Origin of the sequence: Magnetospirillum aberrantis SpK (assembly GCF_011022235.1) — a bacterium.
In the GTDB taxonomy this organism is placed as follows: domain Bacteria; phylum Pseudomonadota; class Alphaproteobacteria; order Rhodospirillales; family Magnetospirillaceae; genus Magnetospirillum; species Magnetospirillum aberrantis.
This window is the reverse complement of sequence record NZ_JAAIYP010000034.1, coordinates 135,194-151,717: the sequence shown is the minus strand read 5'-3', so window position 1 is coordinate 151,717 and position 16,524 is coordinate 135,194. Positions and strand designations below refer to the sequence as shown.

The window sequence follows — 16,524 nt, the reverse complement described above, 5'->3', positions numbered from 1 at the left end:
CCTTCATTTGATAAATCATTGGAAGAACAAAGGTTCATGTGGCAGCAAGGACGAATGCCCTTTCGGCGACGGCCTGGGCGTCACGAAGCTCTTTCGCCTTTGCGGACGTTCCTCCCACCGCCTTCTCCATCGCGGAGAACACCAACCCCGCCCTCTCCTCAATCATTGCCTTGGCCCCCAGCATCGCCCGCAGGCGCTTCGTCGCATCGGGGCTGTTTCGTTCATGCCAGCGGCGGGTGTAAATCTGCTGGAACTGCCCATCGAGGCCAGACAGGTACGGCGGTGCGCCAAGGACGCTCGAAACGGTAACCACGTCTCCGCTGTCCAATGCCTCCTGCACAAAGGCGTGGCGCTTCTCGTTGGGCAGGTTCTTCACATGGGCGCGAATTTCCGCCGCGATTGACGCCGCCGCCTTGGCCTCAAGGGGCTGCGAAAGCTGTTGTTCCAGCGCGGCAATTCCCTTCCCCAGGTTCGAGCGAATGGCGTCGAAGGTGGAGGTGATCTTGTCGAGGTGCTTCTTCGCGAATGCGTCAACCTGGATGATACGGGCTTCGTCGGTCCAGGCAGGGTTCCGATCCGCGGCCTCGCGGGCGGCATAGACGGCACGGACGCCCTCGTAGGCCGCGCTGAACGCGGTCATGGTCGGCGCGAGGACCGGCGCGGTGTCTTCGTCATAGCCCTCGATCTGCCGCACATTGTCAGGATGGAGGGCGGGAGTGATACGGTGGTCGATATTGTCGGCCATAGCTGTCTCGACTTTCAGCAGGATTGTTATGATCTGCTTACAAGCTAAGAAAGATCAAAATAAGTCCGCAACAAAAACAAATAATTAGCTCTAACCACACTGTTTATTGCCGCAGTTTGTATATTTGTTGCTCCACCTCCCTGGTCGCGCTTAATGAAACCCCGCAGGGTGGTGGCGGTGGGGTGGTGGTGGCAGTGGTGGTGAACGCATTGAGTTTCTTCACTGCCCCCAGTTTCCCCACCCTACCGCCCTGCCCCCACCCACCACCACCCTACCGGGCTTCAAATGGGGAAGCCTTGGGGCGGCAAAACCAAAATCCCTGATCGTTACGCTTGTCCAAGAAGCTGTGGCTATGCTTCTCCCACCAGCTTTCGGACACGACCCGTTCCGCGAGCGCCGCCGACTTCACCATATCGACGCGAAGCCACTCTTCGGCGGGGTGGTGGGCGAAATATGCTTTGACCCACATGCCGAAGGGCATCTCGTACTTACTTACCGGCCCGCGCGCCTTCCCAACGGCACTTTGCGGGGTGAGCGCGGCGTCCAGTTCTTCCCACTCCGGGCGGGTGGCGTAGATCGGCTTGCCGGTTGCCGTGTCCGTGGTCACCTCGACCTTCACGGTGCTGAACTTCCACGCCCCGCCGGGGTGCTCAGGAAGGTTTACCTTCACCTGAATCATTGCCTTCGCATGGGGTTCCGGTTCAGCGCCCTCCGCCGTGGGGCGCTCGACCACCGCGAGCAGGCTCCGGCATGTCTGCGCGAACGCGGCGGAACCAAGAACCCTGTGGAGCATGGCGCGAGAGGTGTCCTTGGCGAAGTGCGTCACGCAGACAATGGCAATACGATGCTCCTGGGCCAGGACAAGCCACGGTTCCAGAACGGTCCGTAGCTGCCCGGCATCGTTCAGATCGACCTTCCGCAACTTCTGCCCCGGCAGGTAGCTCGTAACCGGGTCGATGACCAGCATTGCAAAGGGTCGTGCGTCCGAATCTCGCGCATAGGCGAGCCACCCGCTGACTGCCTCAAGGTCGTCCTGCATCGAGAACGTGTTCCGCTGGCCCTGCTGAATGACGCCTTGGATCTCCACGACATTTTCGAGGTTGGCTCCCGAAGCCATGAGCCTCGGGACCAGCATTTCTTCAACGCTGTCTTCGCTACCCAGCCACAGCACCCGTTCCGGCTGGCGGCGCAGATCGGTTGGTTCGCCCGGCCACGCCGCACCCGTGGTCATTCTCGCCATGATGTCGGCCAGCACAGTTGACTTGCCCGCGCCGGTCTCGCCCGCCAAAAGGGTGATGTACCCCTTCGGAATCCAGCCGGTCCAAAGCCAGTCGATGCTGCGCGGCTGGACGTTGCCAAGCGGCCGACCAACGAGCTGACGAGGCCCGGTAGGAGCGTTCGACACGACTCCCCGTTTCAGCTTCTCGCGCTCGGTTCGCACCTCCTCCTGCTTCAGCCTCAATTCCTCCTGTTTTGTCCCTTCAAGCTGAATGTCGCGGACGGCGACGGCGCGCCTGTATTCCAGGTCCAGCTTGGCAAGCTCGGAGGGTTGGTTTTCGGCCTGCTGCTGCCGCACCGTGATCCAGTCGGGGGAGTTCGCGTAGTCTGTGTCAGACACTGTCCACCCCCGTTACTTTCTCGGCTGCGGGCTTATGCTGGGCTTGCCGATCAACGCGGGCGCGCGAATAGGTCCGCGTATTCATTCGGATGCGCCCGACGACGAGCGGTTATCGTGTTTGCTGGAGGCTTGCCCGTGCGGGCTGTAGGCGCTGGTGCTGGAGAAGGCGCATTCCTCCAGCCATGCAACAATGTCGGCCTCGGCGTACCGGATGGGTGCTTGCTTGCCCGGTCCCAGCTTGAGGAAGCGCGGCCCCTTCCCGTAGTGCCGCCAAATTTCGAGGGTGTTGGGTTTGATGTTGAGCCGCGCGGCGGTTTCGGCATTGGTGTAAAGCTTCAGCATTGGTCCGTCCTGACGGACCCACCGCGCGCAAACGAAAATGGACGCTACGGTGGGCAATCAGCACCCGTTTCCAGATGCCTGATGCCCGCCGCACCACCCATGCGATGCTTCTCGTTACCAGTTCAACCGCTTCTGCGAGCGGGATGCCTCATGCTTGAACTGGGAGGCGAGGACCTGGGGCAACTTTATAGAGACCGCCCCTGCTCCACAAGCCATTAATTTGCTTACATTTTCCGGGCTAGCCCGATTTTTCGGGGATAGTGGCCGTCGCCTATCGAAGGGTGCTGCGCGGCGTTGGGGGCGGCTACAGCCGCGACCAGCCTCCGCCGCCGGGGTAGTGGCGGCGACGGGGGAAACACGGCTGTACGCGGCGGCTACGCCGCCTCTGCCCGCAACCGCGTCACGTTCTCGCTCGCGGCGATGGTCGCCTGTTGGTCCAGCCAGTCGGCAATCTTCTGTGCCTCGGGAGCCAGCCATTGCAGGTTCGTCGTGTCGAAGTAATGCTCGGCGGTAACATCTCGGGTAAGATGGTTGGTGAGCAAGTCTGTCCTGAATTTCTCAATTCTGCATGAGCGCAGAGCAATATTTGTGAATGTACGCCTCAAATCATGCGGTGAAATTGGCGTTCCTGCCACCCCACTGACTTTCTTCATCAGGTCGCGCGGGTCTTTTATGTGGCCTGCCTTGCCCCAGGAAGGGAACACATACGGGTTGCCTTCCACCCTAGGCCGCACTTTGAGCATTTCGATCGCCTGCGTGGCCAGGGGCATGGAAACGGGGTTTGAGTTTTTGGGGTTCGGCAGATGGAAATAACCGTCCTCCAAGTTCACTTGATCCCACGTCAACGAGGAAGCCTCGCTGATCCGCAGGCCAGTGAGCAGGAGAAAGCGCACAAGGTCGATGCTCGACATGGTGTCGCGGTTGTACGCCTCGGCCCGCCACTGCCCCAGCGCCAGCCATACCGCGCCGACCTTGTGGTCAAGAATCCGGCTGGTGCGCGGCTTCAACCGCACTCGGTCATCCTTGAGGGCATCAACCGGCCCCCGAGTGCAAAGGGGTGAACCGTCAGCGCGGCGATACTGGCGACCCGCATACGCCAGAAGCGCACCCAGGACCGAAAACGCCTGATTGGCTTGCCCTGGGGAGCCTTGCTTGCGATCACCACGCAGGCCCTTCGTCAGCATCTCCCGGTAGCGTTTCTTGCACATTTCCTCGGTGATGGAGGCAACGGGCTTGTCCTTCCAGGCATCGAATGTGGTCCGAACATGGCGCTCAATGGCTTCCCGGCTGCTGGCCTTCAGCTTCCCCGGACGGGAGACGTAGGCATCGCAAACCTGCTGGAGCGACACCCGGGCGACCTCCTCCGCCTTCTTCACCTGCCGGGGATCAACGCCCAGGCGCATGGACCGCAGATGCTCGCGGGCAACGTCCCGCGCCTGATCGACGGTGAAGACACCATAGGCGCCGATGGTGATGCGGGCGGCCGGAGCGCTGACCGCCTCGACGCGCCCCTGAACGATGAAGGTGAGCTTGCCGGTCGGCGTTATGCGGACCCCAAACCCTTTCACCTCGGTATCCCAATGAAATTCGTCCTTCGGTCCCGGCTTGATCCTGTCCACATACCCCTTGGTCAATTTCGCCCGGTTCGGCTGGTTGGTCATCTTGGTCTCCATAAGCAGCTCATAAGCGGCAGCGGTAAAGCTGCGGCAATTTGCTTACGGCTTATCGCGAGAGCCAAGCAACTGATTTCATTACATAATATGGCTACGCCAAGGAGAAACAAGCTGCGTAAAGCTCGGTCCCGACAAACTTGAAAACCGCCGTAGGTGCAAGCCTACCGTGGGTTCGAATCCCACCCCTTCCGCCAGTTTCCCCGCTCGTTGAATTACGAATTCGAGCGCAAGAACCGAGGCGACGTGACACCAGCGTCCGGGCATCATCCTTCCATCATGGTCTCCGTGGAGATGAAAATGACGGCGGTGCCCCTGAACGAGAACGAATGCTGGGCCCAGGTCGTACAGCGCGACCGAGGCGCGGACGGGCGTTTCGTCTATGCGGTGAGGACGACCGGAATCTATTGCCGGCCATCCTGCCCGTCACGGCGGCCGCTGCGCGCCAACGTTGCGTTCTTCAGCGAAGCCACCCTTGCGGAGCGGGCCGGCTTCCGCCCTTGCCGCCGTTGCCGACCGAACGAACATGGTGACACGGATCGACGCACCGCACTGATTACGGAAGCCTGCCGGCACATCGAGGACGCGCAAGAACCGCCAAGTCTTGATGACCTGGCGGCGGCGGCGGGGCTCAGCCGTTTTCATTTCCATCGTCTTTTCAAAGCGGTGGCCGGCGTCACGCCCAAGGCCTATGCCGCCGCCGCCCGCGCAAGGCGCATTCGTGAAAGACTGGCCGGCACCGGTACGATCACCGAAGCCATCTATGATGCCGGCTTCAATTCCTCGGGACGCTTTTATGCGGAAGCGCCGGGCCGCCTGGGAATGACACCGACGGCGTTTCGTCGGGGCGGCGCTCACGAAGAAATCCGTTTTGCCGTCGGACAATGCTGGCTGGGGGCTGTGTTGGTGGCGGCGACAGTGCGCGGCATCTGCGCGATCTTGCTGGGCGACGATCCGGCCAAGCTGGTCATGGACCTTGAAGACCGCTTTCCCCATGCCGGCTTGGTTGGCGGTGACGCCGCTTTCGAACAATGGGTGGCAAGCGTTGTCGGATTGGTCGAAGACCCCGGCCAAGGGCTTGATCTGCCGCTCGACGTGCGGGGAACTGCGTTTCAGCAAAAGGTCTGGCAGGCCTTGCGCGCCATTCCCCCAGGGGAAACCGCAACCTATGCCGAAATCGCCAGGCGGATCGGCATGCCCCGTGCGGTACGCGCCGTGGCCGGAGCCTGTGCGGCCAACCCGGCGGCTGTCGCCATTCCTTGCCACAGGGTGGTCAGGACTGACGGGGGGCTGTCGGGATACCGTTGGGGCGTGGAACGCAAACGGGCATTGCAGAAGCGCGAGAAAAAGAACGTTTGAGACGCCCCTCCTGTATTCCCTGTTCGCTGCGACAAGACAAGACAAGGTCGCGTGGCCGTATTATCCTGCGGTTTCAGAAGACAGCCTTGGGAACGGACCCCTTCAATGATTCGCCTCGCCAACGTCCTGATTGTCGACGGAAACGCCCAACGCGCCCAGGGGCTGCGACAGCGGCTGGCCGATGGCGGCTACCACGCCACCGTTCAGGCCCAAGCGGAGGCCGGGCTGGTCCAGGCGCGGTCCGAGCATCCCGACCTGATCTTGGTCGGCGAACCCGACAGCGGCGAAGCTGTCGCCTTCGGGACGACGGTCAAGGCCGATACCGCGACAGGCGACATTCCGGTCCTGTTGTTCGCCGAAACCGTCACTGCCGGCCTGTGCCGCCGTGCCTTGGATGCCGGCCTTGACGACGTGATGGCCGTGGGCTGCGACGATGGCGAACTCCAGGCCCGCCTGCGGCCGCTGGTCCGTCTTGAAATCATGCATGCTGAACTGCGGCAGCGCGCACAGATCGCCCGCGGCTTCGGCATCGAGGCCCGCGAACGGGTCGGCGGTCCGTTCGACGCCCCTCCTGCCCTGTTGTTGATTGGCGACGTGGCCGCCGATTTCCGGGCTTTGCTCAAGGATATCGGCTCGATCGAGCAGGTCCCGTCCTTGTTCGAGGCCGAGGAAGTTCTGGGGCGTCGTAATTTCGACGCGGCACTTGTCGCCTTCGCCGAGGACCCCGAGGGGGTTCTGGGCTTCTGTTCCCAGGTGCGCAACAATCCGCGCCTGTTCAACCTACCCATGGTGTTGTTGAGCGATGTTTCGGCGGGCGACGCCTATCGCCGTGGCGCCAGCCGCGTTCTTGGCCGCTCCGTCGATCCGCATGTTCTGCATTCGGTGGTCCTGTCCCTGGTTCGGCGCCAGCAATTGCGTTGGAGCATCCGTGCCGCCTTGGCTGACAGCCTGACGCCAGCCACCCGTGATCCCGTCACCGGGGCCTATGGCCGCGCTTTCTTCGACGCCTATGTGGCGGCGCGTCTGGAACGGGCCAAACTTCAGGATCGCCACATGGCGGTGGTCTTCTTCGCCGCCCCCAACATCGACGGTGTCCGGCACCAGTTCGGCGACGACGCGGCCTTGCACCTGACCCAACAGGTCGGGCAATGGATCACCGGGTTGTTGCGTGCCGAAGATTTGACGACGGCCTATGCGCCCAATGAATTTTGCGTGGTGCTGCCCGACACGCCGTTGAGCGAGGCCGAAGTGGTGATGCATCGCATCGCCGGCGTGCTGGCCTACACGGATTTCGCCGTCCGCGAGGTCTACCAGCCGGTCAAGGTCTGGGTACAGGTCGGCTGTACCGACGTGCGCGATGGCGACACGGTGACCTCGCTGCTGGCGCGTGCGCGTGGCAACATCGACTGACACGTCGGGGGACACCGGGAATCGCAGGGGCGCGACGTGAAAATCGAATACATCTTCGACACCGTATGTCCCTGGTGCTACGTGGGGAAACGCCGATTGGAAAGGGCGCTGGCCCAACGGCCGGATACCCGTGCCGCCATCCAATGGCGCCCGTTTCTGCTCAATCCCGACATCCCGCCCGAAGGCATCGACCGGCGCGCCTATCTTGACCGCAAGTTCGGCGGTCCCGCCCGTGTGCAGCGGGTCCACAGCGCCGTGGCGGCCGCTGGCGAGGCCGAGGGAATCGCTTTCGACTTCGAGCGCATTCAACGCGCGCCCAACACCATGAACTCCCATCGTATGATCCGTTTCGCCGGCGGTCAGGGGCGCGAGGCCGACACGGTCGAGGCCCTGTATCGAGCCTATTTCTGCGAAGGCCGGGATATCGGTTCGGTCACCGAGTTGCTGGCGATCGGAGAAAGCGTGGGATTGCCGGTCGCGGCGTTGCAAAGCTATCTGCGATCCGACAGCGACATCGCGGCCGTGTTGAACGACAACGCCCGAGCCCATCGCCTGGGCGTCAACGGCGTGCCATGCTTGGTGTTGGATGGTGTTTACGCGGTGGCCGGGGCCCAGGAACCGGACGTGCTGTTGCGTTTGATCGACATCGCCCGCGAAGCCGAGGCCGAAGCGGCGCTGTCCTGACCCCTGCCCCACCCCTTTATCAGGCGTCCTTGACCGCCACCAGACGGACCACGGCACCGGGGCCTTGGTGAAACGGGCCTTCGTCAAGCGTGCCCAGGGTCTCTTCGAGCACGACAACGTTCAGCATGGCGAAATCGGCCCGTAGATCGTCGGCCCGGTACAGCAAATCCGGGTCCTTGGGGCCGCCGCTGGCAAAGTCCAACTGCTCGGGACGGAAGGCTTCAAGGATCAGCACGCCGCCGGGACGAAGCGCCGCCGCCATGGCCGCATGAGCGATCCTTCTTTCCTTCGACGGAAAATGCAGAAAGATCGACACCACCGCGTCGAAGGCCGCGACCGGCCAGTCCCAAGTCAGCAAATTCGCCTGTTGGGTGGCGATGGCGACGCCGCGTTGTGCTGCCAGTTTGCGGGCCTTGTCCAGGCCGACGACGGAAGCGTCCACCGACAGCACCTTGAAACCCTGTTCGGCCAGCCAGACGCCATTGCGTCCTTCGCCGTCTCCGGGGACCAGCACCCGCGCGCCCAGGGGGATGCGGGTGGCCTGCGCCACCAGATGGGCGTTGGGCTCATGGCCGTAGACGTATTCCTCGGCCGCGAATTTTCCGTCCCAGAATTGCGACATGCTTCACCCGTTCAGCCTTTGGCGATTTCCACCAGACGGGTCATCAGCTTCTGCAATGCCTTGACCCGTGCTTTCGGTTCCTCCCAGGTGCGGATGAACACCAATTTGTGGTCGGGCCGCAATTTGGCGGTGCCCAATTGCTGGCTGATCAATTGGACAAGACCCGCCGGGTTCGGGAAGGAATTATTGCGGAAGGTGATAACCGCCCCCTTGGGGCCGGCGTCCACTTTCTCGACATTGGCTTGCTTACAGGCGGCCTTGATCGCCACCACCTGCAACAAATTGTCCACCTCGGGCGGCAACTTGCCGAAGCGGTCGACCAATTCGGCGGCCAAGGCGTCGATCTCGGCGGTGTCGGCCAAGGTGGCGATGCGACGATAAAGCGACAACCGCACCGACAGGTCGTGAACATAGGAATCCGGGATCAGGACCGGAGTGCCGATGGTGATCTGCGGCGACCAATCCTCGATCGCGACGCTCCCCTCGCCACCCTTGGCGGCGGCGACCGCCTCCTCGATCAGTTGCTGGTAAAGCTCGATACCGACTTCACGGATATGGCCCGATTGTTCCTCGCCCAACAGATTGCCGGCACCGCGGATGTCCAGGTCATGGCTGGCCAATTGGAAGCCGGCCCCCAGAGTGTCCAAAGCCTGCATGACCTGAAGGCGCTTTTCCGCGGTCTTTGACAGCACCTTGTCGGTGGGCAAGGTGAAATAGGCGTAACCACGGGTCTTGCCGCGTCCGACACGGCCGCGCAGTTGGTAAAGCTGGCCCAGGCCGAACATGTCGGCACGGTGAATGATCAAGGTGTTGACGCTGGGCATATCGATGCCGGATTCGATGATGTTGGTGGACAACAGCACGTCATATTGCTTGTCGCCGAACGCGGTCATCACCTCTTCCAACTCGGTCGGCGTCAACCGGCCATGGGCCACCGCGCATTTGACTTCGGGCACCAGCTTGTTGATGCGGTCGGCGACGCGGTCGATATCGGCCAGACGCGGACAGACATAAAACACCTGACCGCCGCGATAGCGTTCGCGCAAGATGGCCTCGCGCACCACCACCGGATCGAATGGCAGGACGAAAGTGCGCACCGCCAGACGGTCCACCGGCGGTGTGGCGATGACGCTCATTTCCTTCACGCCGGTCAACGCCAGTTGCAAGGTGCGCGGAATGGGCGTCGCGGTCAGCGTCAGCACATGCACGTCGGTCTTGAGCTGTTTCAGGCGTTCCTTGTGGGCCACGCCGAAATGCTGTTCCTCGTCGACGATCAACAGGCCTAGACGCTTGAAGGTGATGTTCTTCGCCAACAGAGCGTGGGTTCCGACGACGATGTCGATGGAGCCATCGGCGATCCCCTTCTTGACCTCGGACGCATGCTTGGCGGTCACCAGACGCGACAATTGCTCGACGTTGATCGGCAGCCCTTTGAAACGCTCGGCGAAATTGCGGTAGTGCTGGCGGGCCAGCAAGGTGGTCGGCACCACGATGGCAACCTGCATGCCGGCCATGGCGGCGACGAAGGCGGCACGCATGGCCACCTCGGTCTTGCCGAACCCGACGTCGCCGCATACCAGCCGGTCCATGGGCCGCCCGGATTGCAAGTCGGCGATGGCGTCTTCGATGGCGCGGCTTTGGTCCTCGGTCTCGGCATAGGGGAAACGGGCGCAGAACTCGTCCCACAATCCCTCGGGCGGACTAAGGGCGTCTGCCTTGCGCATCTGGCGTTGGGCGGCGATGGCGATCAACTGGTCGGCCATGTCGCGGATACGCTTTTTCAGCTTGGCCTTGCGGGCCTGCCACGCCGCTCCCCCCAGCTTGTCGAGCTGGGTGGCGGCGTCTTCCGAGCCATAGCGGGTCAGGACGTCGATGTTCTCGACCGGGACGAACAGCTTGTCGCCGCCGTCGTAAAGAACCCTCAGGCAATCGTGGGGAGCCCCCCCCACCTGAAGCGTTTCGAGCCCGTCATAGCGACCGATACCGTGCTCGACATGGACCACCAGATCGCCTTCGGCCAGAGCCGAGGCTTCGGCGATGAACTGCGAGCCTTTTTTCTTCTTGCGGGCCGGCCGCGCCAGACGGTCGCCCAGAATGTCCTGTTCCGTGATCAGGGCAAGGTCAGGCAACAGAAAGCCGTGATCCAGCCCCAGCACCACCAGCGGCACCCGCCCCTTGTCCAAGGCCTGGGCTTCGGTCCAGTTGTCAACCGCGTCAACCTTGATGCCGTGGTCAGCCAGAAGGTGGCCCAGGCGATCCCGCGAGCCAGCGGTCCAGGCGGCGATCACGGCCCGGCGGCCGGAGTTCATTTCGCCTTCAACATAATCCCGCACAGCCTCGTAGACGTTGGCGCCGGGCCGCGCCCGCACGTCGGCGAAGTCGTGGCCGGAACGGCCGTCAATGTCAACTGCATGGTTGACGTTTTCTGGCATGGCAAAGGGAGACAGGGTGAAGCCGGGCCGGGCCGCCAACAAGCGGTCCCATTCGTCTTTTTCCAGGTAAAGCCTGGGGGGTGGCAAGGGGTGGTAAACCATGCCCGATTCCGCCAGACCGGCACCACTGATGGTCCGCCGGGCCTCGTAATATTCCAAGATCAGGGACTGGCGGGCGTCGCGTGCTTCTTCGACCTGATGGTCAAGGGACACCACGGCATCCGGCACATAAGCGAACAAGGTGTCCAGGCCGTCATGGAACAGCGGCAACCAATGCTCCATTCCGGTGAATTTGATGCCGCCGGAAATGGCCTCGTACAGCGGGTCCGCCCCCGAGGGATTGCCGAACAACTCGCGATAACCCGAGCGGAACCGGGCAATCGACGCTTCGTCCAGAATGACCTCGCTGACCGGGGCCAGCGAAAAGCTGTCCATCTTGCCGGTGGTGCGCTGACTCATGGGGTCGAAGGCGCGGATGCTTTCCAACTCGTCGCCGAAGAAGTCCAAACGAACCGGCTCGGGCGTTCCCGGAGGAAACAGGTCAACGATGCCGCCCCGCACCGCGTATTCGCCCGGTTCCATCACCGTATCGGCACGGGTATACCCGTTGCGATTCAGAAACGAAACCACCCCATCCACGTCCATGCGGTTGCCGACGCGGGCGGAAAAGCTGGCTCCGGCCAGAATCTGGCGCGGCGGAACCCGCTGCAACAGGGCCGACACCGTGGTCAGCACCACCCGCGCCCCCTTTACGGTGCCGGCGGCCAGCCGAACCAGGCAATCGACACGCCGGGCGACGATGTCAACATTGGGTGACACCCGGTCATAGGGCACGCAATCCCAGCCGGGAAATTCCAGGACCTCCACATCGGGAGCGAAAAAAGCCAGGCATTCCGCCATGCGGGCCATGCGCCCCTCGTCGCGGGCGACATGCAGAACCTCGCGACCACCCTGCGCTTGGGCCATCCGGGCGACAGCCAAGGCGTCAACCCCTTCGGGGGCGCCGCCCACGGCGACGCGCGCCACCCCCTCCAGGAATTCCTCGAGCCGTTTCAAATGGGAGCCGCTTCGTTCTGGACATAAGCCACGAGCATGCGCATCACATCGTGATCCAGCCGCTCTGGCGCCGGTTCCTTGGCGGTGACCCAGTTGAACAGGTCGGTGTCGGTTTCAGCCAGCAACGCCTCGAACCGGTCCACCTGTTCGGCGTTCAGCCCCGCCAGATATTTGTCGGCGAACCCACCAAACAGGATGTCGTTTTCATTGGACCCCATGTGGTGGGCCCGGAACATCAGTCGTTTCAGTCGTGCGTCCATCGCGTTGGCATGCTTCAATAACAAGGGAGCCTAGGATATAGAGCGTTCCCGCCCGCCTGTCAGCCACCAAGCACACCTTTTCATGCGCCCATCCCTGTTGAACCCCTTGTTCGCGTCAATCACCACCTTGCCCGGAATCGGGGCCAAGATGGCGCCTCTTTACGCCAAATTATGTGGCGAACGGGTGGTGGATCTGTTGTGGCATCTGCCGTCGGGAGTGGTCGACCGCCGTTTCAATCCAAAAATCGCCGAGGCGCCGTCGGGCAAGGTGGCGACGATGTTGGTGCATGTGGACACCCATTTCCCCTCGTCCAGTGCCAAACGACCTTATCGGGTGCGCTGTTCAGACGACACCGGCTTCCTGCACCTGGTGTTTTTCCACGGCCGCGAGGACTGGCTGCGCCGGCAATTGCCCGAGGGCGAGTGGCGGGTCGTCAGCGGCGTGGTCGAGCACTTCAATAACGAAATCCAGATCACCCATCCCGACCACATGGTTCCGCCATCGGAACAAGATGCCGTCATGACGGTTGAGCCGGTTTATCCGCTGACTGCCGGGCTTTCGGCGCGCATGGTGGCGAAGACCGTGCGCGCGGCACTGGACCGCGCCCCGGATTTGCCGGAATGGCAGGACGAGTCCTGGCTGGCCCGACAAAAAAGCCCTGGTTGGCGGGCCGCGCTTGAAAACCTGCATCGTCCCGACAGCGAACGTGCGGTGATCGAGGATTCCCCGTCTCGCCGACGGCTGGCCTATGACGAATTGTTGGCCAACCAACTGGCCTTGGCCATGGTGCGTGCCAGCATGCGGAAACTGAAGGGACGCCCGGTCAAGGGGGACGGCCGTCTGCGCACCCAGGTTCTGGCAGCTCTGCCGTGGTCGTTGACGAGGGCCCAGACCCGTGCCTTGGCCGAAATCGACGCCGACATGGCAGAACCGATCCGCATGCTGAGGCTGCTTCAGGGTGATGTCGGCAGCGGCAAGACGATCGTGGCGCTGTTGGCGGCGCTCAGTGCCGTGGAAACCGGCGCACAGGCGGCGATCATGGCGCCGACGGAAATCCTGGCTCGCCAGCACCTTGCCACCATCGAGCCCTTGGCCGCCAGCGCCGGGGTTCGGATCGGGCTATTGACCGGGCGCGACAAGGGAAAAGCGCGCGACCGCATTCTTGCGGCCTTGGCGGATGGTGAAATCGATATTCTTGTCGGCACCCATGCCCTGTTCCAGGAAGACGTCGTCTTTCGTGACCTCGCCCTGGCGGTCATCGACGAACAGCATCGCTTTGGCGTTCACCAGCGCCTGGAACTGGCGGCCAAGGGAAGCGCGGTGGACGTGCTGGTGATGACCGCCACCCCTATTCCCCGCACCTTGCTGTTGACCGCCTATGGCGACATGGATGGTTCGCGCCTGGATGAAAAGCCTCCGGGACGTCAACCTGTTGACACGCGTGTCTTGCCATTGGCGCGCATGGAAGACGTCATCGGCGGTGTCGCCCGCGCCATTCGGGCGGGGGCTCGGGTCTATTGGGTTTGCCCTTTGGTCGAGGAATCGGAAAACTCCGATCTGGCGGCGGCCGAGGACCGCCACCGCCACCTGAGCCAGTTGTTCGGTGACCGGGTGGGATTGGTGCATGGTAAGATGAAGGGCCCGGCCAAGGACAAGGTGATGGCCGAGTTCGCCGAAGGCGCGCTTGAAATCCTGGTCGCCACCACGGTCATCGAAGTGGGGGTCAACGTACCCGAGGCGACCATCATGGTCATCGAGCACGCCGAACGCTTCGGTCTGGCCCAATTGCACCAGTTGCGTGGCCGTGTCGGGCGAGGCACCGGGGCTTCCACCTGCCTGTTGCTCTATGATTCGCCGTTGTCGGAAAACGCCAAGGCGCGGCTTGAGATCATGCGCGCCACCGAAGACGGTTTTCTGATCGCCGAGGAAGATTTGCGGCTGCGTGGCGGCGGCGAAGTTTTGGGAACCAAGCAGAGCGGCCTGCCGGAATTCGCCCTGGCCGACCTTTCCGTCCATGGTGACCTGTTGGCGGCGGCGCGGGACGATGCCGGGTTGATCCTCGGACGGGATCCCGACCTGTCCAGCCCCAGAGGTCAGGCGTTGCGGGTATTGCTTTACCTGTTCGACCGCGACGCGGCGGTCAGGACCTTGCGTTCGGGCTGACCTGCGGCTTTTCCGACGGCGTGATGATGCCGGTGGAAACCACCATCTTGATGCCGTCCTCGACACTCATGTCCAGAATGCGGACATCACGTTTCGGCAGAAACAACAGAAATCCAGACGTGGGATTGGGCGTGGTCGGCACGAAGACGTTGACCATTTCATCATCGAAACAGGACCGCAATTGTCCCTTTGGCGTTCCCGTAATGAAAGCCAGCGTCCAGATTCCCTTGCGCGGATATTCGATCAACGCCACTTCGCGAAAGGCGTTGGCCTTTTGCGCCAGCATGGTTTCGAAAATCTGCTTCACCGCGGAATAGATGCCGCGCAACACCGGCATGCGTTCCAGCACCGTATCGTACAGCCGCACCAGAACGCGGCCGAAGAATCCGGCGGTCAACGCTCCGACAAGGGTCAGCGACACCACCACCGCCACCAGACCGAAACCGGGAATGCCCCAGTTCTTGGGATTGAAAGCCGGGGGAATCAGTGGCGACACTTGGTCGTCCATGAACAAGATGAACTTCCAAGCCAGATAGAAGGTGATGGAAACCGGAGCGGTAACCAAGATGCCGGCGAAAAAATAGGCCCTGAGGCGCCCCAGCAAAGTGAGGTGCCAGGGTAGCTTTTCGGGTTCCGGGGGCGGCGGGGAAATTTCTGGAGTCTGGCTGGTCATGTCCGGGAGGGGGCAGGGAATGGGTCACGACAGGATGGCCGAGGCGGAGCCCCGGCGCAACCTAGCGTTTTCCCTCATGCGGGAATGTGGTCCCGCCCCTGTCACCGCTCGTGGAAGCTTTGCTCCATCTGGGTGAAGATGGGTTTCAGCATGTATTGCAACAACGTCTTGTTGCCGGTGATGATTTCCGTCTGAACCGTCATGCCGGGGGTCACCACATGCATTCCCGGATCACGGCCAACAAAGTTCCGGTCCAACTTGACCTGGGCCTTGAAATAGGGCTCGTTCTTTTCATTCAGGAAGCTGGTGGCCGACACCGCCTGCAATTCTCCGAAGATCGCGCCATAACGCGCGAAGTCGTAGGTGGTGACCTTGACCTTGACCTTTTGCCCGACCTTGAGATGGCCGACATCGCGCGGCTGCACCTTGGCCTCGACCTTCATTTCGCGGTCGACGGGCACCACGTCGCACACCACGCCGCCCGGCTGGATCACCGCGCCGGAATTGCGCACCGTCAACCCTTTGACATAGCCCCGCACCGGTGACGGAATGATCAGGCGCTTCACCTTGTCCTCAAGACGGCCGATGCTTTCCTGAACCTGGGCCAGTTCGGCGATGGTGACGCCCAACTCGTCCATGCTTTGCTTGACCAGGGTGGATTGCTGATCGTCAAGGCGCTGTTCCATTTCCCGCAAGGCGTCGCGGGCGGTGATGGCCTGGCCAACAGTGCGGGTCAATTCGCCCTGGACACGGGCCAGTTCGCGTTTGGCGTCGAAATAATTGACGCGGCTGATAAGGCCCTTGTTGACCAGTTCCTCTTTCATGGACATGACCTGTTGCAGCGAGGAAATCTGGTCGTGCAACGACGATTGCTGATTTTCCAGGACATGCAGGTCGGAGCGTTTCTGGTCGATCTGCGACATGATCACTAATCGCGAGTTGTCACGAGCCTGAATCTGGCCTTGCCAGATGGCCAGATTGTCGGCGATCAGCCGTTCGTATCCCTTGCCGAATGAAAAATCGGGCTGACGGCCATCGACGAACGCCCGGATACGTTCCGACTTCAGCAACAGCGTCATTTCGCGGGCACGAGTCTGTTCCAGATCGGCCAGGGCGGCGGCCGGCGACAACTTAAGCAAGGGCTGGTCGGCATCAACCAACTCGCCTTCCTTGACCAGGATCTCTTCGACCTGTCCCCCTTCCAGGTGCTGCACCGTCTTGACCGACCCGACCGGGATCACTTCGCCCTCGGCCATGGCCACTTCGTCGATATGGGTGAAAGCCGCCCAGGTGACGAAGGCTATGCACGCCACCGACGCCAACAACATGGTGAAACGGATCAGTGGCGCGGTGCCGCTTTCCTCCAACTGCACCGCCTGGGCCAGATGACGGGTAACGCGGCTCGATTGCTTGACCACCGGCCGGGGGGCCTGCTCGTGGGGGGCCGGCAAATCGGGGGGGCGAGGGACGAGGCTCTGGCTGCTCATGG

Annotated in this window: 13 protein-coding genes; 4 read left to right on the top strand and 9 right to left on the bottom strand. The window is 62.3% G+C overall.

Annotated elements, in window-relative coordinates; genetic code table 11:
* Positions 1 to 34 precede the first annotated feature (34 nt).
* From G4223_RS06970 to G4223_RS06955, 4 genes are all read right to left on the bottom strand, one after another.
* Positions 35 to 745 (bottom strand): hypothetical protein, encoded by a 711-nt coding sequence (locus G4223_RS06970; RefSeq protein WP_163676986.1) that lies wholly within the window; start codon positions 743 to 745, stop codon positions 35 to 37.
* Positions 746 to 1,016: 271 nt separating this feature from the next.
* On the bottom strand, positions 1,017 to 2,363 hold the full coding sequence (locus G4223_RS06965) for an AAA family ATPase (RefSeq protein ID WP_163676982.1): 1,347 nt from the start codon (positions 2,361 to 2,363) through the stop codon (positions 1,017 to 1,019).
* Positions 2,364 to 2,444: 81 nt separating this feature from the next.
* Positions 2,445 to 2,705 carry a helix-turn-helix transcriptional regulator gene (locus G4223_RS06960; RefSeq protein WP_163676979.1) on the bottom strand — a complete coding sequence of 87 codons (261 nt, stop codon included), beginning with the start codon at positions 2,703 to 2,705 and terminating at the stop codon, positions 2,445 to 2,447.
* Between the two features lie 374 nt (positions 2,706 to 3,079).
* A complete protein-coding gene (locus G4223_RS06955) occupies positions 3,080 to 4,366 on the bottom strand; it encodes a tyrosine-type recombinase/integrase (RefSeq protein WP_163676976.1) in 1,287 nt (428 codons plus the stop codon).
* A gap of 309 nt (positions 4,367 to 4,675) precedes the next feature.
* Here G4223_RS06955 and ada point away from each other — a divergent pair, with 309 nt between their 5' ends.
* The 3 genes from ada (at position 4,676) to G4223_RS06940 (ending at position 7,828) form a co-directional block, all read left to right on the top strand.
* Positions 4,676 to 5,734 carry a bifunctional DNA-binding transcriptional regulator/O6-methylguanine-DNA methyltransferase Ada gene (ada, locus tag G4223_RS06950; protein WP_338086836.1) on the top strand — a complete coding sequence of 353 codons (1,059 nt, stop codon included), beginning with the start codon at positions 4,676 to 4,678 and terminating at the stop codon, positions 5,732 to 5,734.
* 105 nt (positions 5,735 to 5,839) lie between these two features.
* Positions 5,840 to 7,144, top strand: coding sequence for a diguanylate cyclase domain-containing protein (locus G4223_RS06945; protein ID WP_163676973.1), 1,305 nt, complete (start codon positions 5,840 to 5,842; stop codon positions 7,142 to 7,144).
* A 36-nt stretch (positions 7,145 to 7,180) separates the two neighbouring features.
* Positions 7,181 to 7,828 (top strand): DsbA family protein, encoded by a 648-nt coding sequence (locus G4223_RS06940; protein WP_163676970.1) that lies wholly within the window; start codon positions 7,181 to 7,183, stop codon positions 7,826 to 7,828.
* A gap of 19 nt (positions 7,829 to 7,847) precedes the next feature.
* Here G4223_RS06940 and G4223_RS06935 read toward each other — a convergent pair whose 3' ends face one another.
* Genes G4223_RS06935 through G4223_RS06925 form a run of 3 tightly spaced genes read right to left on the bottom strand, consistent with a single transcriptional unit; the run spans position 7,848 to position 12,198 of the window.
* The gene (locus G4223_RS06935) at positions 7,848 to 8,450 is read right to left on the bottom strand and encodes an SAM-dependent methyltransferase (RefSeq protein WP_163676967.1); all 603 of its coding nucleotides are present in this window, start codon (positions 8,448 to 8,450) and stop codon (positions 7,848 to 7,850) included.
* Positions 8,451 to 8,461: 11 nt separating this feature from the next.
* Positions 8,462 to 11,938 carry a transcription-repair coupling factor gene (gene mfd, locus G4223_RS06930; protein ID WP_420844436.1) on the bottom strand — a complete coding sequence of 1,159 codons (3,477 nt, stop codon included), beginning with the start codon at positions 11,936 to 11,938 and terminating at the stop codon, positions 8,462 to 8,464.
* Positions 11,935 to 12,198 carry an FAD assembly factor SdhE gene (locus G4223_RS06925; RefSeq protein WP_241003996.1) on the bottom strand — a complete coding sequence of 88 codons (264 nt, stop codon included), beginning with the start codon at positions 12,196 to 12,198 and terminating at the stop codon, positions 11,935 to 11,937. The genes mfd and G4223_RS06925 overlap by 4 nt, the downstream gene beginning before the upstream one ends.
* Before the next feature lie 82 nt (positions 12,199 to 12,280).
* Between G4223_RS06925 and recG the strand changes: the two genes are divergently transcribed.
* On the top strand, positions 12,281 to 14,362 hold the full coding sequence (gene recG, locus G4223_RS06920) for an ATP-dependent DNA helicase RecG (protein WP_163676964.1): 2,082 nt from the start codon (positions 12,281 to 12,283) through the stop codon (positions 14,360 to 14,362).
* Here recG and G4223_RS06915 read toward each other — a convergent pair.
* Positions 14,340 to 15,035, bottom strand: coding sequence for a DUF502 domain-containing protein (locus G4223_RS06915; RefSeq protein ID WP_163676959.1), 696 nt, complete (start codon positions 15,033 to 15,035; stop codon positions 14,340 to 14,342). The genes recG and G4223_RS06915 overlap by 23 nt on opposite strands.
* 101 nt (positions 15,036 to 15,136) lie before the next feature.
* Positions 15,137 to 16,522 (bottom strand): HlyD family type I secretion periplasmic adaptor subunit, encoded by a 1,386-nt coding sequence (locus G4223_RS06910; protein ID WP_163676955.1) that lies wholly within the window; start codon positions 16,520 to 16,522, stop codon positions 15,137 to 15,139.
* Positions 16,523 to 16,524 lie beyond the last annotated feature (2 nt).

Coding starts and splice junctions, on each gene's coding strand:
- ada (WP_338086836.1), top strand. CDS start 4,676: ATGACGGCGGTGCCCCTGAACGAGAACGAATGCTGGGCCCAGGTCGTA.
- G4223_RS06910 (WP_163676955.1), bottom strand. CDS start 16,522: ATGAGCAGCCAGAGCCTCGTCCCTCGCCCCCCCGATTTGCCGGCCCCC.
- G4223_RS06945 (WP_163676973.1), top strand. CDS start 5,840: ATGATTCGCCTCGCCAACGTCCTGATTGTCGACGGAAACGCCCAACGC.
- G4223_RS06955 (WP_163676976.1), bottom strand. CDS start 4,366: ATGACCAACCAGCCGAACCGGGCGAAATTGACCAAGGGGTATGTGGAC.
- G4223_RS06970 (WP_163676986.1), bottom strand. CDS start 745: ATGGCCGACAATATCGACCACCGTATCACTCCCGCCCTCCATCCTGAC.
- G4223_RS06960 (WP_163676979.1), bottom strand. CDS start 2,705: ATGCTGAAGCTTTACACCAATGCCGAAACCGCCGCGCGGCTCAACATC.
- recG (WP_163676964.1), top strand. CDS start 12,281: ATGCGCCCATCCCTGTTGAACCCCTTGTTCGCGTCAATCACCACCTTG.
- G4223_RS06925 (WP_241003996.1), bottom strand. CDS start 12,198: ATGGACGCACGACTGAAACGACTGATGTTCCGGGCCCACCACATGGGG.
- G4223_RS06935 (WP_163676967.1), bottom strand. CDS start 8,450: ATGTCGCAATTCTGGGACGGAAAATTCGCGGCCGAGGAATACGTCTAC.
- G4223_RS06915 (WP_163676959.1), bottom strand. CDS start 15,035: ATGACCAGCCAGACTCCAGAAATTTCCCCGCCGCCCCCGGAACCCGAA.